Raw genomic sequence first — 22,154 nt, 5'->3', positions numbered from 1 at the left:
AGGCTTCGAAGTGTGGTGGGCTGTCCGCCAGCATGAGGGGAGTGAGGCCTTCCGGCCCTTCCGCTTCCCTGTGGGGCGAACAAGTAATAACTTACGCGCAACCCCACCAACCCACAAATCAACCCACCCCGCCGGGCGTGTCGCCGCATGCCTCTCAGGAAGCACGCGCGTGAGGACAAAAGGAGCGCTGGGGACTCCCACCGCCGAAGAGGCGACGACCCCGATCGGATCATCGCCTCTTCTGTGCACGACGTGGAGTGATGCGGCAAGGTCCGCTCGCAACCCTCCCCGCCGAGTCGCGCTTCTACTCGACGGTGTCCATCGCACTCCGACGACGAAGGCCCACGACGGTGGCAAGTGCGCCGATGACGAGGACGCCGCTGCCGAGAAGGATCAGCGGAAGCGGATCCGCACCCGTCGTCGCCAAGCTGCCCGCATCGGATCCGCCGGCCCCTGCGGAGTGGCCCGTACCCGAGCCCTCTCCCCCGGGAGTCCCGGTACCCGGGATCTCTGTTCCCGGCGTCTCCGGGTCCACGGCCACCGGCGTCACGGGGCCGAAGGCTGCCGACTCGACGGAGTCACCTTCCGCGCCGTGTGCACGAACCGTCACCGAGTAAGGAGTTCCATTGCGGAGACCGACGATCTCGCAGGTCGTCTCCCCCGTCGTCGCGCAGGTCGCCGACTCCGCGCGAGCGTTCACGTCGACAACGGGTACAGCCGTCACCGTGTATCCCGTCACGTCGACCTCGCTCACCGACGCCTGCCAGCTCGCGCGGAGCGAGCCATCCCCTGCGAGGACCGAAAGGCCGGTCGGTGCGACCGGAACGATCGGTGCGGGAGGCTCCTCCTGCACGAGCACCACCTGGTCGATCGTCCAGAACGCGCTGTTCTGCCCGGTGTAGTGGAAGGAGACCTGCGCGGTCGTCGCACCGGCCGGCACCTCGAAGCTCAGATTCTCGACGCGGTTGGTGTCGACCTTGTAGGTCTTGAGCGACTGCGGCTCGCCACCATCAAAGCTCACACGCACGTCGGCGGTCTGCGGTCCGTCGATGAAGTAGTTCGTCGCGTACGACAGCGTCGCGGTCGCCGCACCGTTCAGAGCCCAGGCGGGTGAGTTCAGCGTCGAGTCGAAGGGACCGGGAGCGTGCGAGCGATCGTCCCACTCGTCCGAGTCCGCGACCGCGAACACATCGCGGTTGCGAACACTCGTCTCACGCATCTGGCCGGCTTCCACCCCGGTCCAGAACTCATCCGTCGCGAAGCTCCATCCACTCCACTCGGTGACACCGCCCGCGGGCATCCGCGAGTTGTCGATGCTCCACCCCTCCGGTGTCTCGTTCGTCCAGCCCAGTGTGCTCGCGCCCGGACGGGTCTCATCCACCTGAGTCCGCAGCACCGGTCGCAGCGCATCGAAGTCGTCAGCGACGAGCGTGTCGATCGTGTGGCCGTCAAGGTCCCAACCGCCGTCGATCGAGATGCCATTCGCCTGCAGCACCATCGGGGCGATCTCGACCAGCTTGGTGTCATGGCGTTCGACACCGGCCGGGATGCCTGCGCCCGCGGCGATCACGAAGGTGCGCCGTTCCGCCGCGGTGTTCCCACCATGCCCACCGGTCGGGCGGTGGCCGTGGTCGGATGTGACGACGACGAGCCAGTCCTCCGACTCCGCCGTCGCACGGGCCTCGATCGCAGCGAGCATCTCGCCGATCTGCGCATCTGCACGCTGCAGCGCTTCCGCGTAGGCAGGTCCGTTGGTGCCCACGGAGTGCCCTGCGCCATCCACCTCGTCGAGGTGCACGAACACGTTGTCGGGATTCCCCGTGCTCAAGTAGTCGACGACCGTCTGCGTGGTGCCCGCGTCGTTGCCACCCGCGACCCGCAGGTCGACCGCAGGCCCGAACACCTGCTGGGAGATGGGCCCCCACGTGCCCACCACAAGGTTCGACGCCGCCGGATCGGCGACCTCGATCCGCGTCAGGTAGTCGGGGTACTCGTCATAGCGAGGGTCGGCGAAGCTGTTGTCCACGACGTTGTGCTTGTCGGGCCAGACGCCCGTCGCGATCGTCGACCATCCTGCGCCTGAGATCGTGCCCGCCATCGGGTTGGCGAAGAGGTTGCTGACAGCCGTCATGCCGTTGGTGCGCAGGGAGGTCAGGTTCGGCATGGACTCGGGCGCCATGAAGTCGAAGCTTGCGCCATCGATCCCGATGACCAGCGTCTTGGTGGTGTGCGTTCCGTCAGGCAGTTCCTTGTATTCGGCGGCCTGCGCTGCAGAGGGCGCAGCGACTGCGAGTCCTGCAGCGATCAGCGTCGTCGAGGTCGCGCCGAGCGCACGTCGAAACCGGGGCATTTTCATCTCCGTGAGGTTGGGATTGCGGAGGAGTACCGCGATCCCAGTCTCACCGGAGAAGGGTATACAACTTCATGAAATCAAGGAGTTGTCGACATACGTTCGGATGCTATTCACCCCGGTCCCTCCGCTGTGCAGGGAGCCGGGGTGAATGAGCTGCTGAAACTGTGCGGAGTCAGAGCCCCAGCGCGTGCGCGGCAGCCTGTGCACGAGCGACCAGCCCGGCGCGCTGCTCCGTGACACGAATCGGTGCCGTGCCACCCGCTCCCGTGCGGGAGGCCACCGAGCCTTCGATGCTCAGAACCTCTCGAACGGCGGGAGTGAGATGCGACGACACCTGAGAGAGCAGTTCATCCGACGCGTCCTCAAGTCCGATTCCGGCTTCCTCACAGGCGCGAACGAGCGCGCCGGAGATCTCGTGGGCATCCCGGAACGGCACGCGCTGCTTGACGAGCCACTCGGCAACGTCCGTTGCGAGCGAAAATCCCTGCGGTGCAAGCTCGGCCATGCGGTCGGTGTCGAAGCGCAGCGTCGCGACCATGCCCGTGAACGCAGGCAGGACGACCTCAAGCGTCTGCACCGAGTCGAAGACCGGTTCCTTGTCTTCCTGCAGATCCCGGTTATACGCGAGCGGAAGCCCCTTGAGCGTCGCCATAAGGCCGGAGAGGTTGCCGATCAGACGCCCCGACTTGCCTCGCGCGAGCTCGGCGATGTCGGGATTCTTCTTCTGCGGCATGATGCTCGACCCCGTCGAGTAGCCGTCGTCGAGGGTCACGAAGCCGAACTCGCGGGTGTTCCAGAGGATGATCTCCTCGGACAGACGCGAGAGGTCGACGCCGATCATCGCCGAGATGAAGGCGAACTCCGCGACGACGTCGCGTGCCGAGGTGCCGTCGAGGGAGTTCTCGGCCGGACGATCCAGCCCGAGTTCCCGTGCGACGAGTTCCGGGTCGAGGCCCAGCGTGGAGCCCGCCAACGCTCCCCCACCGTACGGCGAGACCACCGCACGTGCACGCCAGTCGACAAGTCGCTCGAGCTCGCGCACGAGCGGCCACCCGTGGGCCTGGAGATGATGCGCCAGCAAGACGGGCTGTGCGTGCTGGAGGTGCGTGCGTCCCGGAAGGATCGCACCCGGGTGCGCCTCCGCCTGGGCCACGAGGGCATCGATGAGGCGCAGGATGTCACGCGCGATCACCTGCGCGTGATCGAGAAGGTACATGCGCACGAGCGTCGCGATCTGATCGTTGCGACTGCGACCGGCGCGAAGGCGTCCGCCGAGTTCCGGACCGAGCTCCGCAATGAGCGCTGCCTCCAGCGCTCCATGCACATCCTCATCGCCCGGCTGCGGCCGCAGCGAGCCATCCGCCACGGCACGCGCGACGGCGTCAAGGCCCTCGTGCATCCGCTGCTCTTCCTCGGGTTCGAGGTAGCCGGCGGCCGCGAGCGCCTTGGCGTGCGCGTGGGATCCTGCGATGTCATACGGCGCGAGAATCCAGTCGAAGTGCGTGGATCGACTGAGCTCGACGAGTTCGGGTGCGGGTCCGCCTGCAAAGCGCGCACCCCAGAGTGCGCCCTCGTTCGTTCCGCCGGTGCCGCTCACTTCTCGTCCTGCTTCCCGAGCAGCCACACCAGAAGAGCCTTCTGCGCGTGCAGACGGTTCTCGGCCTCATCCCAGACGACGCTCTGCGGTCCGTCGATCACGTCCGTGTCGACCTCGTAGCCGCGGTCTGCGGGAAGGCAGTGGATGAAGATCGCTTCCGGATCGGCGAGGCTCATCGTCTCCGTCGTGACCTTGTAGCGGCCGAGGTCGCGCAGGCGCGCGATCTTCTCTTCTTCCTTGCCCATCGAGACCCAGGTGTCCGTGACGACGACATCCGCGCCGACCGCCGCTTCCTGAGGGTCGGTGAGGAGCGTGATGGATCCGCCGGTCTCCGCTGCGCGTGCCCGCGCGGCGGCCACGACGTCGGCACGCGGCGCATACTCGACGGGCGATGCGACCCGCACGTGCATGCCGGCGGTCACGCCCGCCAGAACATAGGAGTGCGCCATGTTACTGCGGCCATCACCGAAGAACGACAGCGTGAGCCCTCTGAGCTCGCCCTTGTGCTCGCGAATTGTGAGCAGATCAGCCAGCAGCTGACACGGGTGGAAGTCATCCGACAACGCGTTGATCACGGGGACGCGCGTGCCCGCCGCCATCTCTTCCAGGCCCGACTGCGCGTAGGTGCGCCAGACGATCGCAGCGACCTGACGCTCGAGCACCCGGGCGGTGTCGGAGGGAGTCTCCTTGCCGCCGAGCTGGCTGCTCGCGGTCGAGATGATCAGCGGCGAGCCGCCGAGATCCGCGATTCCCACCGCAAAGGACACGCGGGTACGCGTCGAAGACTTATCGAAGATGACGGCGACCGTCTGCGGACCCGCGAGGGCCTTGTTGGCGAAACGATCCTTCTTCAGCTCGAGGGCCAGATCGAGGATCTCGGTCTGCTCGGCCGACGTCAGATCGTCGTCGCGAAGGAGATGGCGCGTCATGCGGGGACCTTTCCGGAGTCGGCAGCCGTGGCGCCGGTCGAGGATGATGCTGCGGCGGGCGTGGAAGCCTCGACCTCGGCGAGTGCGGCAGTGAAGAGTGTGCGGAATTCCGCGATCTCGGCGTCACCGATGTTGAGCGGGGGTGCGATTCGCACCGTCGACGGGTTCGCCGCATTGACGATCAGTCCGAGACGCTGTGCGGCAGCGACGATCTCGCCGGCGACCGGTGACGCAAGGGCGACACCGATCAGCAGACCGCGGCCTCGCACGCCGACGACGAGCGGGGATCCGATCTCCTCGATGGCCGTCCGCACCTGGGCGCCGCGAAGAGCGGCGTTCTCGACGAGTCCCGCGTTCTCGATCTCTCCGAGGACAGCATCGGCCACAGCCGTACCCAGCGGGTTGCCCCCATAGGTGGAACCGTGGCTTCCCGGAGTGAACAGCTGGCTGGCTGCCCCGTACGTCACGATCGCGCCGATCGGGAACCCGCCGCCGATGCCCTTCGCCAGGGTGATCGCGTCGGGCACGATGCCCTCGTGCTGGTAGCCGAACCACGCACCGGTGCGTCCGGCGCCGGTCTGGATCTCATCGATGATCAGCAACGCGCCGTGCTTCGTGGTCAGCGCGCGTGCTGCGGCGAGGTATCCCTCAGGGAGTTCGACGACGCCCGCCTCGCCCTGAATCGGCTCGACGATGACAGCAGCCACGGTGTCATCGATCGCGGCTTCGAGCGCCTCGATCGTCGCCGGGATGTGCTCGACGCCACCGGGCATCGGGAGGAAAGGCTCGCGCATCGCCAGCTTGGCGGTCATCGCGAGGGAACCCATCGTGCGACCGTGGAAGGCATTGTCGAGCGCGATGATGCGCGGCCGCGCCGCGCCGCCGTGCAGACGGGCGAGCTTGAAAGCGGCCTCGTTGGCTTCGGCGCCCGAGTTCGAGAAGTAGACCCGCCCCTCCTCGCCCGTGCCAGCCAGGCGCTTGAGACGTGCAGCCAGCGCAAGCTGCGGCGGGGACGCGAAGTAGTTCGAGATGTGCACCAGCGTCGCCGCCTGGCGGGAGATCGCCTCGACGAAAACGGGGTGCGCGTGGCCGAGCGAGTTCACCGCGATACCGGCGAGGAAGTCCAGGTAGCGACGTCCGTCGCCGTCCCACACGTGGGCGCCTTCACCGCGGGTGAGCAGCTCCATCCGCGGGCCGACATTCTTGATCAGGTCGCGCTGCGCGTCATCCTGCCAACCGCTCATCTCACTGCCTTTCCTGCAACAACTTCAGTTCCGATTCCCTTGCTGGTGAACAGCTCCACGAGCACCGAGTGCGGTACACGCCCATCGATGATGGCCGCCGCGTTGACGCCCTGCTCGACAGCGTCCAGGCAGGCGCGCATCTTCGGGATCATGCCGGACTCCAGTCGCGGCAGCATCTCGGTGAGCTCCTCGGAGGTCAGATGCGACACGAGCGAGTCACGGTTCGGCCAGTCCGCATAGAGGCCGGGCACGTCCGTCAGGATCACGAGCTTCACCGCACCGAGCGCGACCGCGAGCGCGGCGGCAGCCGCATCCGCATTCACATTGAGCGACTGTCCGGGGTTGTCGAGGTCGGGTGCGATGCTCGAGACGACCGGGATGCGACCCGCGGCCAGGTGATCGAGTACCGGCGTCGGGTCGACCTGCACGACGTCGCCGACGCGACCGAGATCGACCTCTTCGCCGTCGACGATGACACCGCGGCGGCGTCCGCCGAAGAGGCCGGCGTCCTCGCCGCTGAGCCCCGTGGCGATCGGGCCGTGCGAGTTGATCTTGCCGACCAGCTGCGGGTTGACCTGTCCGGTCAGCACCATCCGCACCACGCTGATGGCCTCGGTGTTCGTGACACGGTAGCCACCCTTGAACTCACTGGGGATCGCGAGGCGGTCCAGCATGTTCGAGATCTGCGGGCCGCCGCCGTGCACGACGACCGGCTGCACTCCGACGTAGCGGAGGTAGGCGATGTCCTGCGCGAACGCGTCCTGAAGCTCGTCCGAGACCATCGCGTTGCCGCCGTACTTGACGACGACGATCTGGTCGCGGAACTTCTTCAGCCACGGCAGCGACTCGATGAGGGTCGTCGCCTTCTCGGCGGCGACTCCGGCGGGAGTGTCCTGGATGTCGGTCATGAGGCGTATGCGCTGTTCTCGTGAACGTAGTCGTGTGTGAGGTCGTTGGTGAGGATCGTGGCGGTCGCCTCGCCGACCAGCAGGTCGATGACGAGGTGCGTCGCGCGCGGGGTCAGGTCGACCTCCTCGCGCGGGCGATCGGGCCCGCCTGCCGTGCAGACGCGCACGCCGTTCATGAAGACATCGACGTTGTAGGGGTCGAAATCGGCACGGGTCGTGCCGATCGCGGCGAGCACCCGGCCCCAGTTGGGGTCGTTGCCGAAGATGGCGGCCTTGAAGAGGTTGTTGCGAGCGACGGAGCGGCCGACCTCGACAGCGTCCTCTTCGCTCGCAGCGCCGCGGACCTCGATCGTGATGTCATGGCTGGCGCCCTCGGCATCGCCCTGCAGCTTCTGTGCCAGCTCCTGGCTCAGCCCGGTGAGCGCTGCCGCGAACTCGTCGAGATCGGGACGGACACCCGATGCGCCGTTCGCGAGGAGGGTGACCTGGTCGTTCGTCGACATGCAGCCGTCCGAATCGAGGCGATCGAACGTCACGCCCGTCGCGCGACGCAACAGTGCATCCGCCTCGGAAGCCTCGAGGTCGGCGTCGGTCGTGATCACGACGAGCATCGTGGCGAGCCCCGGTGCGAGCATGCCCGCTCCCTTCGCCATGCCGCCGATCGTCCAGCCGTCGCCCTGCACCACGGCCGTCTTGGAGACGGAATCGGTCGTCATGATCGCCTCGGCCGCGCTCTGTCCGCCGTCCGCGCTGAGCGCCGCGATGCCGGCCTCGACGCCGGCCAGCACATTGGCGCGGAACGTCTCGTCGCCGACGCCGATCAGCCCGGTGGAGCAGACCACGACGTCGCCGGCGCTGATGCCCAGCAGCTCCGCAGCCTTCTCCGCCGTCTGATGCGTCGTCTGGAAACCGAACTCGCCGGTGAAGCAGTTCGCTCCCCCGGAGTTCAGGACGACGGCCTCGACGACGCGATCGGCGACGACCTGCTGCGACCACAGGATCGGGTTGGCCTTGGCGCGGTTGCTCGTGAACACGGCGGCACCGACCTTCCGCGGTCCTCGATTCACGACGACGGCGACGTCGGGCCTGCCGGTCGATTTGAGGCCTGCGGCGACTCCGGCCGCTTCGAATCCCTGCGGGGCGGTGACGCTCACGGGGCTACTCCGTTCGTGCTGAGCGCGGTGCCCTCGGGAAGACCCAACGCGATGTTCATGGATTGGACGGCCGCGCCCGCGGTGCCCTTGACGAGGTTGTCGACCGCGGTGACGACCGTGACACGGTTCGCCGCACGGTCGATCGCGAGGCCCATCAGGGCCGTGTTCGCGCCGAGCACGTCAGCCGTGCGCGGGAAGTGCCCTTCGGGCAGCAGCTGCACGAAGGCCTCATCGCCGTAGGCGTCCTGCCACGCCGCGCGGATCTGCACGTCGCTCATTCCCTCGACGATCGGTGCCGTGACGGTCGCGAGGATTCCGCGCGACATCGGCACGAGAACCGGAGTGAAGGAGATCCGGATGCGATCGTCGGCGACGCCGGATGCCGCAGCGAGCGCCTGCCGGATCTCGGGGATGTGGCGGTGGGTGCCGCCGACCGCGTAGGGGTTCGCGGAACCGAGGATCTCGCTCGCGAGCAGGTTCGTCTTCGCGCTCTTGCCCGCTCCGGAGGGACCCACGGCGAGGACCGCCACGATGTCGGACGGATCGATGACGCCGGCGGCGACGCCCGGCGCAAGGCTGAGGCTCACCGTCGAGGCGTTGCATCCGGGAGCGGCGATGCGCCGCGCCCCGACAAGGTGGGAGCGCTGTTTGGTCCCGTCGACGAGAAGCTCCGGAACGCCGTAGGACCAGGGTTCGTGGAATGCGCCGCCGTAGAAGGCGTCCCACGCGTCCTGCGAGGTGAGGCGATGATCGGCTCCTGCGTCGATGACGAGCGGAGTGTCGCCGAGCGCGTCGGTGTACTGGCCGGACTGGCCGTGCGGCAGCGCGAGGAACACGATGTCGTGACCGGCGAGGATCGCGGGCGTCGTGTCCTGCAGCGTGAGATGTGCGAGCGAACGCAGGTGCGGCTGGTGCTCGATGAGCGGCTGGCCGGCATTGGAATGCGCGGTCACTGTGCGGATCTCGATGTCGGGGTGGCCAGCGAGCAAGCGAAGAATCTCGCCACCCGCATAGCCGGATGCGCCGGAGACGGCGACGGAATACGTCATGTATCTACCTTAACGGTCGGAGCTGGAGGGACCGGGGCGGCGACACCGGCACTCATCCCGCCGAAGGCAGGAGCGCAGGGGTCGCCTAGAGTCGGCGTCCGCCCTGACGTCGGCGCGCACCAGCGACACTCGAGACGAGTGTCGAAGCGGTGTGAGAGGCCGAGCGCATGCCGCGACGATAACGCGCCGCGCCCGGCCTGCGCAAATCACACCGTCATCTCGCCGTCACAGTGCGACGGGGAGCGGTGCAGCGAAGAAGGCGAGCTCGTGCTGCGACGCGGCGGTGAACGCGCGCAGCATCCGCTCTCGCACCTCAGGGCTCGCGGATCCTGCGGCCCGCCCGACGAAGGCGACCGCCTGCTGGGTGGACTCTGCAAACGCGGGGTCGGCATAGGTCGCGAGCCAGGAAGCGTAGGGATGCTCCGGATCGCGCGCGTACTCGCCGAAAGCCCCCGCGTGCAGGCGCTCCCCCAGATCGGAGTACAGCCAGAAGCAGGGCAGGAGTGCGGCGATCAGCACGGCGTAGTCGCCGTCGAACGCGGTGGCACGGAGGTGGTCGAGGTAGGCGGTGGTTGCCGGAGCCTGCGCGGCGGCGAATGTCTCGGCAGTGATGCCCTGCGCGGGGGTGAGCCAGGACGCGTGCAGCTCAAGTTCCCCGGCGATCGCGCCCTGTGCGGATCCCGCCCAGAACGCCTGCTCCTCAGATGTCGGGGCCAGGCGCGCCGCCTCCGCGAGCACGCGGGCGTACTCCCGGAGGTAGAGCGCGTCCTGTGCGAGGTAGAACACGAACGGCGCGTGCGCGAGCGTGCCGTCCGCGAGTGCACGGATGAAGGGCAGCTCGTCGATGCCGTCACGAATCGGTCGGATGATCTCCCACCAGTCGGAGGCCAGCTGCTCGGCCTGGGGGCGCGTCATCACGCTCCCCCGCGCCCACAGGCCCGCAAAGTGATGAACGGGTCCGCTTCCCCTCCCGACCTGCAGCTCGTCTGCCGCTTCCAGAGACTCCCGCAGCCACGTACGCGCGGAGGCCACGGCGGTCGGCCAGTCCTCGCCGGACGCGCGACGCGTGGCCAGCGCCGATGACAGAGAGCATCCGGTCCCGTGCGTGTGCGTGGTGTCGATGCGCGCCCCGGGAAACTCCTGCCGGAGCGCACGAGCAGCATCGACCAGGGCATCGGGAGTGTGGGCGCCGGCAAGGTGCCCGCCTTTGACGAGCACGGCGGTGCCGAGATCGAGCGACAGCTGCTCCGCCGCATCCAGCGCCGCATCCCACTCCTCACCGATCTCTCGGCCGGTCAGCACTGCGAGCTCGCGCAGGTTCGGCGTCACCAGGTGCGCGAGTGGCAGCAGTCTGCGCAACGCATCCTCCGCCGCAGGGTCCAGCAGGCGGTCCCCACTCGTGGCGACCATGACCGGATCGATCACGACGACCCCGGGGCGCACCTCCACCAGCCAGCGCGCCACCTCGACGATGACGTCCTCGTTAGCGAGCATCCCGATCTTGACCGCATCGATCTGGATGTCTTCGGCGAGCGCCTCCAGCTGCGCACGGAGGAACGACACCGGAGGCACATGCACATCGCGCACCCCCTGCGTGTTCTGGGCGGTCAGGGCGGTCAGCGCGGCCATCCCGAATCCGCCGTTGGCAGAGATGGATTTCAGATCGGCCTGGATCCCGGCCCCACCGGACGGATCGCTGCCCGCGATGCTGAGCACTCGCGGAATGAACGGCGCGCCCGTGCGGGCGGCAGAGACGGATGATGGCACACGCAGACGATCGCTCATTGCGACATCCCTTCGCTAGCACGAACTAGATCAGGTTCGACGGGTCTGTTCTCAGCCGCGATGGCGCGGCACCCCGTGTCACTGCGGGCAGTCTATCCGCTGCAGAAGCTCCCTCTCGTCGACGCGTGTCAGCCCAGCCCGGCGCTCACGATCGATGCCGCGCGCCTCCTCGTCCGCACGCACACGGTCGATCGTCACCTCCAGCGGCGACAGCACGCCGCCGGTCTGCGTGAAGCGCGTGTTCGAGCGCGCCATGAACCCCGGCATGTCCGCCGGCAGCCACAGCGGAAGCGAGCGGGCGCCCATCCAGTACTGCACGTCGCGGGCGACCAGCCATTCGTCCGGTGCCGTCACGATGTCACCCGTGTGGCCGGCGATCGTCCGGATGCGAGCGAGAAGGCCCCCCAACGGCAGGACATCCCCCATCGCGTTGACCACACCGGAGTGACGAGTATCCACGATGTAGCGGGCGAGATCCTCGACATCGATCAACTGTGCGCGGCGCCCGTCCGTCTCCGGCTGCAGGACCGGGCCAGCACCGGCGCGCGAGAAAGCCGCCGACCAGTATCCGAACCGGTCGCTCGGATCCCCCGCGCCGACGACGAGGCCGGGGCGCACGATCAGCGCCCGGTCTCCGAGCGCTGCGACGGCATCCTCCGCGGCGACCTTCTGCGCACCGTACTCATACTCGTCTCCGGGGCGCGCAGGCGCATGTCTCGGAGCCGACTCATCCGCCCCGATCGTCTCGTCATCGCTGTACACCGAGGCACTCGACACGTACGTCCAATGCGCCGCCCGCTCACCGAGAGCCTGCACGGCAGCCGCCACGTGCGACGCCTGCGAGGAGATGTCGACCACCTCGTCCCACTCTCGCCCGGCGACCCCCGCATAGGCATCCGGATCGTCACGATCGGCCTGCATGAGCGTGGCACCGGCGGGTACCGGACGTGCGCCCCGCGCCAGACACGTCACCGCTGCGCCCGCCGTCACCCACCCCGCGGCGACGCGACCCGACAGCCATCCGGTTCCGCCGAGGATGAGAACGTCCGTCATGACGCCATGCCATCAGCATCCGCCCCACAAGGGAAGCGGGTTCGCTGTGGGCGCACGGGAAAGGCGGGCACGCCCCCCTCTCGGGCTGCCCGCCTTCCACAGTTCTTCCGCGACCTACTCGCGCAGCGTGGCGCCGAAGCGCTCGGCCGCGACGGCGACACCGGCGAGCTTCGCCTCTGACGCCTCTGCCGCCGTGAGCGTGCGATCCGATGCACGGAAGCGCAGGGCGAAGCTCAGGCTCTTCGCGTCCGCCGGCACGCCCTCACCGCGGTAGTCGTCGACCAGACGCACCGATTCCAGCAACGCGCCGGCTCCCTCGACGAGAGCAGCGCGAACGTCGGCCGCGGGCACCGTCGCGGGCACAACGAGCGAGACATCCTGCGTCGCCGCAGGATACGTCGAGAGCGATTCGACGACGACACGCTCACCGGCGAGGGTCAGCACGCGATCGAGATCCAACTCGAGCACGACGGCCCGGGCAGGGAGGTCTGCATCCGCGGCGACCGTCGGGTGCAGCTCGCCCACGTAGCCGATCTCCTCACCGCGCACGCTCAGCACGCCGGTGCGTCCCGGGTGGAGCGCCGCGCGCTCGCCCTGCACGACGTCGATGTCGACACCCGCTGCGGTGGCGATCACTCGCACCGCGTCGAGGGCATCGGCCAGGCCTGCGGCCTCGGCCGCACGACCCGGCTGTCGCGGGGTGATGTTGCCGGTCAACAGCACGGCGACGTGGCGGTGCTGCGGCGGGATCGAGGCGTTCAGCTGCGCGAGCACCTCATCCGACGGCCGTGCGCCGAGCGGCGGCACCTCAGCGGTGCCGTACTGCACACCGGGTTCCGGAAGGAAGACGGTGCCGGTCTCGAAGATCGCCAGGTCGACCATGCCGCGCGAGATGTTGCGGTGCGCGGTCGTCAGCAGTCCCGGAATCAGCGAACGCCGGAGGAACGGGGCCTGGCCGTCGAGAGCGTTGGCCAGGCGGATGCTGGGCAGGTGCTCCCCTGATGCCGAACCGTGCAGGTCGTTGCTCGTGTCGGTCGTGAACGGGAAGGCCGGCGTCTCGACGAAGCCTGCCGCGGCCAGAGCGTCCGCGACACGTCGGCGCCCCTGCTGGAGGAGCGTGAGTCCGCGCCCGCCCGACGGTGTCGGCAGCACCGAAGGAATCCGGTCGAGGCCGTGGATGCGCGCGACCTCTTCTGCGAGCGTCCACTTGTCGGTGAGATCCGGTCGCCAGCTCGGCGGAATGACGTGCCAGCCGGTGCCGTCTTCCTCCGTGACCTCGGCGCCGATCGTCTCCAGCGCCCCGACGATCTCGTCAGCCGTGTAGTCGACGCCGATGAGCCCTGCGACGAAGCCGGAGGCCAGGTGGATGCCCTCGATGAAGACCTCCGCGAACACGGCGCCGCCGAGCTCGTCCAGGGTTCCGCCTGCGAACTCGACCATGAGATCGGCGACGCGCCGTGCGGCCACGAACGGAATGAGCGGGTCGACGCCGCGCTCGAAGCGCTTCGACGCCTCGCTGGGCAGCTTGTGACGGCGCGCCGAGCGGGCGATCGTGGTCGGGTCGAAGGTCGCCGCCTCGATGAGCACGTTGCGCGTCGTCTCGGTCATCTCGGTCGTCGCACCGCCCATGACACCGGCGATGCCGATCGGTCCGGACTCGTCCGTGATGAGAAGGTCCTCGACGTGCAGGGTGCGCACCTGGCCGTCCAGAGTCTCGATCTTCTCGCCCGAGGCCGCCCGACGCACCGTGATGCCACCGGAGAGCTTGTCGAGGTCGTAGCCGTGCACGGGGTTGCCGAGCTCCAGCATCACGTAGTTGGTGATGTCGATCAGCACTCCGAGCGAGCGCATGCCCGCAAGCGTCAGACGTGCGACCATCCATGGCGGAGTCGGTCGAGAAGGGTCGACGCCGCGGACGGCCCGCGCGACGAACTCGCTCGCACCCACGCGTCCGCGGATCGGCCGCTGATCGTCGACGACGATCGCGAAACCCGCGCCCGGCGCCAGCTCCGCGAAGTCACGCGCGGCGGGGTCACGGAACTCCGCGCCCGTGGCGTGCGAGTACTCGCGGGCGATGCCGCGAAGCGAGAACGCGTAGCCGCGGTCCGGCGTCACGTTGACCTCGACCGCGACGTCATCGAGACCGAGGAGCGCGATCGCATCCGTGCCGACCGGCGCATCGATTCCGAGGTCGGCGAGCACGATGATGCCGTTGTGCTCCTCGCCGAGACCCAGCTCGCGAGCCGAGGCCATCATGCCGTCTGACACATGGCCGTACGTCTTGCGTGCCGCGATCGGGAAAGGACCGGGCAACACCGCACCGGGAAGGGTCGCCACGACCTTGTCGCCGACGGCGAAGTTCGAAGCGCCGCAGACGATGCCACGGACGCCGCCGTTCGCCTCGCCCACGTCGACCTGGCACCAGCGGATCGTCTTGCCGTTCGACTGGGGCTCCTCCTCGAAGGAGACGACCTGTCCGACGACGACGGGTCCCTCGATCTCGAAGCGGTGGATGTCCTCCTCTTCGAAACCGACCGACACGAAGGACGCCAGAACATCGTCCGGCGTCGCATCCGCTGCGACCTCGACGTACTCACGCAACCACGAAAGCGGGACGCGCATCACACCACCATCCCGAACTGCTCGCTGAAGCGCACATCACCCTCGGCCATGTCGCGCATGTCTTTCACATCACTGCGGAACATGAGTCCGCGTTCGATGCCCATCCCGAAGGCGAAGCCGCTGTAGACCTCCGGATCGATGCCCGCCGCGCGCAGCACGTTCGGGTTGACCATTCCGCATCCGCCCCACTCGATCCAGCGCGCGCCGCCCTTGAAGGTCGGGTGCCACAGGTCGAGCTCGGCGGACGGCTCGGTGAACGGGAAGTAGTTGGTGCGGAAGCGCGTCTTCGCCTCCGGGCCGAAGAGCAGCTTCGCGAAGTGGTCGAGCGTGCCCTTGAGGTGCGCCATCGTGATGCCCTTGTCGATCACGAGACCCTCGAACTGGGTGAAGACCGGGAGGTGCGTGGCGTCGAACTCGTCGGTGCGGTACACACGGCCGGGGCACAGCACGTAGATCGGCACCTCACGGTCGAGCATCGAGCGCACCTGCACCGGGCTCGTGTGCGTGCGCATCACGAGGTGACGATCGGCCGGGTCGACGAAGAACGTGTCCTGCATCTGACGCGCCGGATGGTCGACATCGAAGTTCAGGGCGTCGAAGTTGAACCACTCGTGCTCGAGTTCTGGCCCCTCGGCGATCTCCCATCCCATGCCGACGAAGATCTCGCTGACCTGGTCCTGCAGAAGGGTAAGCGGATGCCGCGCGCCGACACGGGTGCGCGATGCGACAGCCGTGATATCGATGCGCTCCGCCTCAAGCTTCTCGGCGACCTCGGCCGCAGCGAGCTGCTCTTCCTTCGCCGCGAGCGCCTTCGTCACCTGACCGCGGCCCTGGCCGACGAGCTTGCCGAACGCGGCCTTGTGTTCCGGCGCGACCTGACGCATCGACGCGTTGAGAACCGCAAGCGGCGAGCCCTCCGCGACGTGGGCGGCACGTGCCGCCTTGAGTTCGGTCGTCGTGGTAGCGGCATCGATCGCGGCGATCGCCGCGGCGACGGCGGCTTCTACCGCTTCTGGGGTGATTTCTGGAGCATCCGACACGAGAACCGAGTCTACCGGGGGTCCCGGCCCGATCCCGCCGCGATCACTGCCCTCCACCGGCGGTGTTGGTGCCGTCGAACTTGCCCCCGCCCTTCTGCAGCGCGATGACCTCGGTCACCGTGGAACCCTCGTGGATCCGTGGGTCGCCATCTGTGTCGACTGGGGTGAATCCGCGCACCTTCGGTGAGTGCCGCGTGCGCACCTCGACCCATTTCGCGATGCCTGCGAGGATCAGACACATCACGATGTAGATGCCGCCGATGACGAACGCCGACTGCAGGATCGGCCGCCCCTGCTGGGCCGTGAGCTGCTTCGCGTAGTAGAGCAGTTCGGGGTAGGTGATGATGAAACCGAGGGCGGTGTCCTTCATCGTCACGACGAGCTGCGCCACGATCACCGGCAGCATCGCGCGCACCGCCTGCGGGAACAGGATCAACCGCATGACGCCGCTCTTGCGGAGACCGATCGCGTAGCCGGCCTCCTTCTGTCCCCGCGGCAGGGCCTCGATGCCGGCGCGGAGAACCTCGGCGAGCACCGAGCCGTTGTAGGCCATGAGCGCGAGCACAACTGCCCAGTACGGATCCATCCTGATCCCGAGGACGGGCAGACCGTAGTACAGGAGCATCATGAACACGAGCACCGGCACGGCGCGGAACAGCTCCGTGATGATCGTCACCGGTACACGCACCCACGCATGATCCGACAGGCGCCCGATCGCGAGGACGAAACCGAGCACCACGCTGAGCACCGCCGCGAGCCCGAAGGCAGCAAGCGTCGCACCGAGGGCACGCAGGATGCCGTTCCACACGTTGGTGAAGGTGAAGACGTACCACTTCTCCGGCGAGAACTGACCGGTCACGGCCATCCGATACACGATGAAGCCGATCGCCGCGAGCACGACGAGGACGGTCAGGACCGCCAGGATGCGGTTGCGGGCGATCGCCCTCGGACCCGGGACGTCATAGAGCACGGAAGTCATCGCGCGATCCTCCATCGATTCTCGAGCGTTCGCTGCACGGCGCTCAGACCCAGCACCAGGATCACGAACACGACCGCGACCCAGAGCAGAACCTCCATCGGGTTGCCGGGGCGGTCGGCGGCATCATTGATGGTTGCCCGCAGAGCGGCCAGTTCGGCGATCGAGAATCCAGCGGCAACCGTGGTGTTCTTCAGCAGCGCGATGAACACGCTCATCATCGGCGGAACGACCGAGCGGAACGCCTGCGGCAGGATCACGAGCGTCATGACCTGGCCGAACGGCAACCCGATCGCGCGAGCCGCTTCTGCCTGCCCGACCGGCACCGTGTTGATTCCCGCGCGCAGCACCTCTGCCACATAGGTGGCCGTGTAGATCCCGATCGCCAGGATCCCGAGCACCGTGTTCGAGAGCTCCGGAAGGCCCAGCTGGGGATATCCGAACACGAAGAAGAAGAAGACCAGCGTCAGGGGGGTGTTGCGGACGAGGTTGACGTACACCGTGCCGACCCCACGGGCGATGGGCACGGGTGAGACGCGCATCGCGCCCACCATCAACCCCAGCACCAGGGCGATGAGACCGCCGACGAAGAAGACGAGCAGCGTGTTGCCGATCGCCTCTCCCCAGAGGTCGAGATTGCCGAAGATGACGTCCACGTCACCCTCCCCTTCTGCGTTGGCGTGCGGTGAAGCAGGGGTGACCGCTGGAATCAGCGGTCACCCCCACGACGGTCAGTACGCGTCGACCTGCGGCTGGCTGACCTTGATGCCCGAGGAACCGAGGTTCTTGTCGAAGATCGCCTGCCAGATGTCGCCGCCGTCGGTGAACATGTCGTTGATGAATCCGCGCAGAGCGTCATCACCCTTCGGCAGGCCCACACCGTAGCGCTCCTCCGTGAAGAGCCCGCCGGTGACCTTGATCTCATCCGGGTACTGGGCGGCGTAGCCGATCAGGATCGCCTGGTCGGTCGTGACCGCGTCGACCTTGCCGTTGAGGAGGTCCTCGACACACGCCGAGTACAGGTCGTACTCCTGCGTCTTGATCTCAGGGAAGTTCGCCTTGATGTTCTGGATCGGCGTCGACCCCGTCGCCGAGCACACGGTCTTGCCGTTGAAGTCCTCGAGCTTGGTGGCCTCCGGAGCATCAGCGGCGACCAGCAGTCCCTGCCCCGTGATGAAGTAGGGACCCGCGAAGTCGATCTGCTCCTTGCGCTTGTCGTTGATCGAGTAGGTTCCGACGTAGTAGTCGATGTCGCCGTTTACGATCGCCTGCTCTCGGTTCGCCGAGGCGATCGGCTTGAACTCGATCTGCTCCTCGCTGAAGCCGAGGGATGCCGCGATCCAGCGGGCGATGTCGATGTCGAAGCCGGTGCGCTCCCCCGTCGTCACGTCGAGGAAGCCGAGGTTCGGCTGATCCTCCTTGACGCCCACGACGACGCCGTCGCGTTCCTTCATCGCATCGAAGGTGGGACTTCCCTCCAGCGTGACGTCCGTGGCGACCTCGAACCAGGTGCCCGTGTCACCCCCTGTGTCGCCACCGTCCGTGGCATCGCCGCCTCCGGGCGCCGATGGCGATCCGCTGTTGCAGGCGGTCAGCGCGAGCAGCGCTGCTGCGGCGATCCCGATTCCTGCCAGTGTCCGTGTACGTCGCATGTGCGTCTCCTTCGTTTGGTCTTCAGGATGGTCATTGCGTCTGGGCACCCTGGGTGGGGGCGCTCAGTGGGTGAGAAGTTTGGAGAGGAAATCCTTCGCGCGGGCGCTCTTCGGGTTGGTGAAGAACTCTTCCGGTGTGGCCTCCTCGACGATCTGACCGTCGGCCATGAAGACGACGCGGTTCGCGGCCTTCCGGGCGAAGCCCATCTCGTGAGTCACGACGATCATCGTCATGCCCTCCTTGGCGAGGCCGACCATGACGTCGAGCACTTCGTTGATCATCTCCGGATCGAGCGCACTGGTCGGCTCGTCGAAGAGCATGACCTTCGGATGCATCGCGAGGGCGCGAGCGATCGCGACGCGCTGCTGCTGGCCACCGGAGAGCTGGGCGGGAAGCTTCGCGGCCTGCTGCGCGACGCCGACGCGCTCGAGGAGCGCCATTGCTTCCTTCTCTGCGTCCGCCTTCTTCATTCCGCGCACCTTGATCGGGCCGAGGGTGACGTTCTCGAGGATCGTGAGGTGCGCGAACAGGTTGAAGGACTGGAAGACCATGCCGACGTCGGCACGGAGGGTGGCGAGTCCGCGTCCCTCGGCGGGAAGCTCTCGCCCGTCGATGCGGATCGCTCCGCTGGTGATGGTCTCCAGGCGGTTGATCGTGCGGCACAGAGTGGACTTGCCAGAGCCCGAGGGACCGATGACGACGACGACCTCGCCCTTGTCGACCGTGAGGTTGATGTTCGTCAGTGCTTGAAAGTCGCCGTAGTGCTTTTGCACGTTCTCGACGACGACGAGCGCGGAATCACGACTGTGTGCATCCATGCATCCCAACCTATGGAGGCGGGAGAGAACGCGCCAGAGTGCCCCGTCGAGGTTACCGAGATGTAACCGAACGGTATACCGGGATACCTATTTCGATGCGGGATCGCGCTGCGCGAAGGCTGTCTCGTAGAGGCACACGCTCGCCGCGGTCGCGAGGTTCAACGACTCCGCACGTCCGTAGATCGGCAGCTTCAGCACACGATCGACGAGTGTGAGGGCTGCGTCCTCCAGCCCCCTGGCCTCGTTGCCGAACAGCCACGCGGTGGGACCGCTCAGGGCCCCCTCCGCGCGGGCGGCGAGCAGATCGTCACCCTTGACGTCCGCCGCGACGACCGACATTCCCGCGCGATGCGCCGCTTCGATGACATCGGCGAGATCGCCTCCGACGGAGACAGGAACGTGGAAGAGGGATCCCGTCGTCGAACGGACCACCTTCGGGTTGTACGGATCGACCGTGCGACCGGTCAGCACGATGGCATCCGCTCCCGCCGCATCCGCAGCCCGGATGATCGTGCCCAGGTTGCCGGGGTCGCGCACCTCTTCACAGATCGCGACCAGCTGCGGGCGCGCGGCGAAGATGTCGCGCATAGACGCCGGCGTCTGACGCGCCACCGCGATCAGCCCCTGCGGCGTGACGGTGTCAGCCATCGCGCGCAGCACGTCCTCGGCGACGAGGTCGACCCGCACCCCGTGCTCCTGCGCGGCATCGCGGATGTCGGGATGCTTCTCCCACCCCTGCGGCGTCGCATACAGCTCCACGATCGCATCCGGTCGATACGTCAGCGCTTCACGAACCGCCTGCGGCCCCTCCAGAAGGAAGAGACCGGTGTCGCTGCGCGCAGCGCGCTTCGTCAGCTTGGCAACGGCGCGAACACGCGGGGACCGAGGATTCTCCAGCACTCCCCCAGTTTAGGCAGTCCGCCCACCTCGCTTCGGGAGCCACGCAAGGCGCGCCGACCGGAGACGACGAAGGGGCGCCCTCTCAAGAGAGGGCGCCCCTTCGGAAGAGCGAGACGCTTACGCAGCTGACTTCGGTGCGTTGACGTCGGCCGGAAGAGCCTTCTTCGCGGTCGCGACGAGCGACGCGAAAGTCGCGGGCTCGTTCACGGCGAGCTCTGCGAGCATGCGGCGGTCGACCTGGACACCCGCGAGGCCGAGGCCCTGGATGAAGCGGTTGTACGTGATGCCGTTCTGACGGGCCGCAGCGTTGATGCGCTGGATCCACAGACGACGGAAGTCGCCCTTGCGCTTGCGACGGTCACGGTACGCGTAGACCAGCGAGTGGATGACCTGCTCTTTGGCCTTACGGTACAGACGCGAACGCTGACCGCGGTAACCGGAAGCGCGCTCGAGAATGACGCGACGCTTCTTGTGGGCGTTTACTGCCCGCTTGACTCTTGCCATGACGTGTTGTTCCTCTTCCTAAAAGATCGGACGCGTTTCAGCGGCCGAGAAGCTTCTTTGCGACCTTGGCGTCTGCCGGGGACAGAACCTGGTCCTGGTTCAGACGACGCGTGCGACGGCTCGACTTGTGCTCGAGGTTGTGGCGCATGCCAGCCTGCTGCTTCTTCAGCTTGCCGCTGCCGGTGATCTTGAAGCGCTTCTTGGCACCCGAGTGGGTCTTCTGCTTCGGCATCTTCTCTTCCTTCGTGGTGGCGCCTCTTCAGGCGACGTTGTCAACCCGCGGTGCGGGAGTCTGTGGGGCGGATCACTCCGCGTCTTCAGCCGACGCGGCCTCGGGGGCTGCATCGTTCTGACCGGAGCGCGCGGCGTTCTTCGCAGCTGCGCGCACCGCGTTCTGCTCGGCCTTCGCCTCGGACTTGTTCTTGAGCGGAGCGACCACCATGACCATGTTGCGGCCGTCGATCGTCGGGTTGGACTCGACGGTGCCGAACTCGGCGACGTCTTCTGCGAACTTCTGCAGCAGACGCACACCCTGCTCCGGGCGCGACTGCTCGCGACCGCGGAAGAGAATCATGGCCTTGACCTTGTCGCCCGCCTGGAGGAAGCCCTCTGCGCGCTTGAGCTTGGTCGTGTAGTCGTGCGCCTCGATCTTCAGGCGGAAGCGGACCTCTTTGAGGATCGTGTTGGCCTGGTTGCGACGCGCTTCCTTCGCCTTCTGGGCAGCCTCGTACTTGAACTTGCCGTAGTCCATGATCTTGACCACGGGCGGCTTGGAGTTCGGTGCAACCTCGACGAGGTCGAGGTCTGCTTCCTGCGCGAGGCGCAGTGCGGCCTCGATGCGGACGACGCCGATCTGCTCACCCGCGGGGCCGACGAGGCGGACCTCGGGGACGCGGATGCGCTCATTGGTACGGGGATCGCTGATGCGGTGCTCCTTAGGTGAGGGGTTTCGGCCACCGCGATGCCTAGATGAAGACACTGCGGGCGAAATCGGATCGCCCCACCCGCCAGCTTTCAGACACTGGCTTGGCACCCTTTCTGCCGGCTCGCGCCGGTGGAGTGCAAGACCCGGTAGCCTGGAACGGCAAGCGCGGGTGGGAATGAATCCTCTTTCTGTCCGGAGCATGACGCCCCGGAGCCCGCACAAGTCTAACAGAAAGCAAGGCAGAGTGACCAATCAGGCAGCGCACGAGTCCGCAGACGACCGCCACGAGAAGTGGGCGCGTCAGGAAGAAGCAGCGAGCTCCGCAACTCGTGACATCGCCGATGTGCCCGCCGTCGAGGTCATCACGACCACGGCCGTTCACCTCATGAGCGCTGCCGCTGTAAAGGTCGGCCTCGCCCACGACCCCGATGCGGAGATGGATCTCGACGAAGCGCGCAAGCTCATCAACGCTCTCGCCGGACTGGTCACCGCCAGCGCTCCCGAGATCAGCGACATGCACGCTCGTTCACTTCGTGACGGGCTGCGCTCCCTGCAGCTGGCGTTCCGTGAGGCGTCCACCGTTCCCGACCCCATCGGCAAGGGTCCCGGCGAGAAGTGGACCGGTCCCGTCAACTGACGGCCCA

Annotated in this window: 20 protein-coding genes and 1 riboswitch; of the genes, 1 reads left to right on the top strand and 19 read right to left on the bottom strand. The window is 67.3% G+C overall.

All coding sequences use genetic code 11. The features are described from left to right. Positions 1 to 304: 304 nt before the first annotated feature. The 19 genes from AC1REM_RS09890 to infC form a co-directional block, all read right to left on the bottom strand. Positions 305 to 2,350 carry an alkaline phosphatase family protein gene (locus AC1REM_RS09890; protein ID WP_492514457.1) on the bottom strand — a complete coding sequence of 682 codons (2,046 nt, stop codon included), beginning with the start codon at positions 2,348 to 2,350 and terminating at the stop codon, positions 305 to 307. Positions 2,351 to 2,525: 175 nt separating this feature from the next. Continuing rightward, entirely contained in the window at positions 2,526 to 3,950 is a 1,425-nt protein-coding gene (gene argH, locus AC1REM_RS09885; RefSeq protein ID WP_492514456.1) for an argininosuccinate lyase, read from the bottom strand. Continuing rightward, the gene (gene argF / locus AC1REM_RS09880; protein WP_492514455.1) at positions 3,947 to 4,879 is read right to left on the bottom strand and encodes an ornithine carbamoyltransferase; all 933 of its coding nucleotides are present in this window, start codon (positions 4,877 to 4,879) and stop codon (positions 3,947 to 3,949) included. Before argF ends, argH begins: the two co-directional genes overlap by 4 nt. Continuing rightward, on the bottom strand, positions 4,876 to 6,123 hold the full coding sequence (locus AC1REM_RS09875) for an acetylornithine transaminase (protein ID WP_492514454.1): 1,248 nt from the start codon (positions 6,121 to 6,123) through the stop codon (positions 4,876 to 4,878). Before AC1REM_RS09875 ends, argF begins: the two co-directional genes overlap by 4 nt. Next, positions 6,120 to 7,031, bottom strand: coding sequence for an acetylglutamate kinase (gene argB, locus AC1REM_RS09870; RefSeq protein WP_492514453.1), 912 nt, complete (start codon positions 7,029 to 7,031; stop codon positions 6,120 to 6,122). The genes AC1REM_RS09875 and argB overlap by 4 nt, the downstream gene beginning before the upstream one ends. After that, complete coding sequence (gene argJ / locus AC1REM_RS09865; protein ID WP_492514452.1) at positions 7,028 to 8,185, bottom strand: bifunctional glutamate N-acetyltransferase/amino-acid acetyltransferase ArgJ; 1,158 nt, start codon at positions 8,183 to 8,185, stop codon at positions 7,028 to 7,030. The genes argB and argJ overlap by 4 nt, the downstream gene beginning before the upstream one ends. Then, positions 8,182 to 9,234: an N-acetyl-gamma-glutamyl-phosphate reductase gene (gene argC / locus AC1REM_RS09860; protein WP_492514451.1), complete on the bottom strand. Its 1,053-nt coding sequence runs from the start codon at positions 9,232 to 9,234 to the stop codon at positions 8,182 to 8,184. Before argC ends, argJ begins: the two co-directional genes overlap by 4 nt. Before the next feature lie 225 nt (positions 9,235 to 9,459). Then, entirely contained in the window at positions 9,460 to 11,019 is a 1,560-nt protein-coding gene (locus AC1REM_RS09855; RefSeq protein WP_492514450.1) for a bifunctional hydroxymethylpyrimidine kinase/phosphomethylpyrimidine kinase, read from the bottom strand. After that, positions 11,010 to 11,105, bottom strand: a riboswitch (TPP riboswitch). Its footprint overlaps the gene before it by 10 nt. Continuing rightward, positions 11,098 to 12,072, bottom strand: coding sequence for an NAD-dependent epimerase/dehydratase family protein (locus tag AC1REM_RS09850; protein WP_492514449.1), 975 nt, complete (start codon positions 12,070 to 12,072; stop codon positions 11,098 to 11,100). Its footprint overlaps the riboswitch before it by 8 nt. A 114-nt stretch (positions 12,073 to 12,186) precedes the next feature. Beyond that, complete coding sequence (pheT, locus tag AC1REM_RS09845; RefSeq protein WP_492514448.1) at positions 12,187 to 14,694, bottom strand: phenylalanine--tRNA ligase subunit beta; 2,508 nt, start codon at positions 14,692 to 14,694, stop codon at positions 12,187 to 12,189. Continuing rightward, on the bottom strand, positions 14,694 to 15,734 hold the full coding sequence (gene pheS, locus AC1REM_RS09840; RefSeq protein WP_204939649.1) for a phenylalanine--tRNA ligase subunit alpha: 1,041 nt from the start codon (positions 15,732 to 15,734) through the stop codon (positions 14,694 to 14,696). The genes pheT and pheS overlap by 1 nt, the downstream gene beginning before the upstream one ends. A 43-nt stretch (positions 15,735 to 15,777) precedes the next feature. Beyond that, positions 15,778 to 16,713, bottom strand: coding sequence for an amino acid ABC transporter permease (locus AC1REM_RS09835; RefSeq protein WP_492514447.1), 936 nt, complete (start codon positions 16,711 to 16,713; stop codon positions 15,778 to 15,780). Beyond that, a complete protein-coding gene (locus tag AC1REM_RS09830; RefSeq protein ID WP_492514446.1) occupies positions 16,710 to 17,366 on the bottom strand; it encodes an amino acid ABC transporter permease in 657 nt (218 codons plus the stop codon). Before AC1REM_RS09830 ends, AC1REM_RS09835 begins: the two co-directional genes overlap by 4 nt. A 75-nt stretch (positions 17,367 to 17,441) precedes the next feature. Beyond that, positions 17,442 to 18,362 (bottom strand): glutamate ABC transporter substrate-binding protein, encoded by a 921-nt coding sequence (locus AC1REM_RS09825; protein ID WP_454128022.1) that lies wholly within the window; start codon positions 18,360 to 18,362, stop codon positions 17,442 to 17,444. Between the two features lie 63 nt (positions 18,363 to 18,425). After that, a complete protein-coding gene (locus AC1REM_RS09820; protein ID WP_492514445.1) occupies positions 18,426 to 19,181 on the bottom strand; it encodes an amino acid ABC transporter ATP-binding protein in 756 nt (251 codons plus the stop codon). Positions 19,182 to 19,268: 87 nt separating this feature from the next. Continuing rightward, positions 19,269 to 20,081: a TrmH family RNA methyltransferase gene (locus tag AC1REM_RS09815; protein WP_492514444.1), complete on the bottom strand. Its 813-nt coding sequence runs from the start codon at positions 20,079 to 20,081 to the stop codon at positions 19,269 to 19,271. Positions 20,082 to 20,198: 117 nt separating this feature from the next. Further along, positions 20,199 to 20,585, bottom strand: a complete 387-nt coding sequence (gene rplT / locus AC1REM_RS09810) for a 50S ribosomal protein L20 (protein WP_492514443.1) — start codon at positions 20,583 to 20,585, stop codon at positions 20,199 to 20,201. 37 nt (positions 20,586 to 20,622) lie between these two features. Then, complete coding sequence (rpmI, locus tag AC1REM_RS09805) at positions 20,623 to 20,817, bottom strand: 50S ribosomal protein L35 (RefSeq protein WP_204939642.1); 195 nt, start codon at positions 20,815 to 20,817, stop codon at positions 20,623 to 20,625. A gap of 72 nt (positions 20,818 to 20,889) precedes the next feature. Then, positions 20,890 to 21,564: a translation initiation factor IF-3 gene (gene infC, locus AC1REM_RS09800; protein ID WP_492514442.1), complete on the bottom strand. Its 675-nt coding sequence runs from the start codon at positions 21,562 to 21,564 to the stop codon at positions 20,890 to 20,892. Between the two features lie 190 nt (positions 21,565 to 21,754). Between infC and AC1REM_RS09795 the strand changes: the two genes are divergently transcribed. Beyond that, complete coding sequence (locus AC1REM_RS09795) at positions 21,755 to 22,147, top strand: DUF1844 domain-containing protein (RefSeq protein ID WP_378789127.1); 393 nt, start codon at positions 21,755 to 21,757, stop codon at positions 22,145 to 22,147. The last annotated feature ends 7 nt before the right edge of the window (positions 22,148 to 22,154 follow it).

It is taken from the genome of Microbacterium sp. GW823-FHT02G05 (assembly GCF_058797175.1).
The sequence above is the reverse complement of the archived record's forward strand: the minus strand, read 5'-3'. Positions and strand labels throughout refer to the sequence as shown.

Excerpts from the sequence above, each read along its gene's own strand:
- AC1REM_RS09835 (WP_492514447.1), bottom strand. The coding sequence starts at position 16,713 with ATGACTTCCGTGCTCTATGACGTCCCGGGTCCGAGGGCGATCGCCCGC.
- AC1REM_RS09890 (WP_492514457.1), bottom strand. The coding sequence starts at position 2,350 with ATGCCCCGGTTTCGACGTGCGCTCGGCGCGACCTCGACGACGCTGATC.
- argC (WP_492514451.1), bottom strand. The coding sequence starts at position 9,234 with ATGACGTATTCCGTCGCCGTCTCCGGCGCATCCGGCTATGCGGGTGGC.
- AC1REM_RS09875 (WP_492514454.1), bottom strand. The coding sequence starts at position 6,123 with ATGAGCGGTTGGCAGGATGACGCGCAGCGCGACCTGATCAAGAATGTC.
- rplT (WP_492514443.1), bottom strand. The coding sequence starts at position 20,585 with ATGGCAAGAGTCAAGCGGGCAGTAAACGCCCACAAGAAGCGTCGCGTC.
- AC1REM_RS09820 (WP_492514445.1), bottom strand. The coding sequence starts at position 19,181 with ATGGATGCACACAGTCGTGATTCCGCGCTCGTCGTCGTCGAGAACGTG.
- AC1REM_RS09850 (WP_492514449.1), bottom strand. The coding sequence starts at position 12,072 with ATGACGGACGTTCTCATCCTCGGCGGAACCGGATGGCTGTCGGGTCGC.
- argB (WP_492514453.1), bottom strand. The coding sequence starts at position 7,031 with ATGACCGACATCCAGGACACTCCCGCCGGAGTCGCCGCCGAGAAGGCG.
- pheT (WP_492514448.1), bottom strand. The coding sequence starts at position 14,694 with ATGCGCGTCCCGCTTTCGTGGTTGCGTGAGTACGTCGAGGTCGCAGCG.
- argF (WP_492514455.1), bottom strand. The coding sequence starts at position 4,879 with ATGACGCGCCATCTCCTTCGCGACGACGATCTGACGTCGGCCGAGCAG.
- rpmI (WP_204939642.1), bottom strand. The coding sequence starts at position 20,817 with ATGCCGAAGCAGAAGACCCACTCGGGTGCCAAGAAGCGCTTCAAGATC.
- AC1REM_RS09855 (WP_492514450.1), bottom strand. The coding sequence starts at position 11,019 with ATGAGCGATCGTCTGCGTGTGCCATCATCCGTCTCTGCCGCCCGCACG.
- AC1REM_RS09825 (WP_454128022.1), bottom strand. The coding sequence starts at position 18,362 with ATGCGACGTACACGGACACTGGCAGGAATCGGGATCGCCGCAGCAGCG.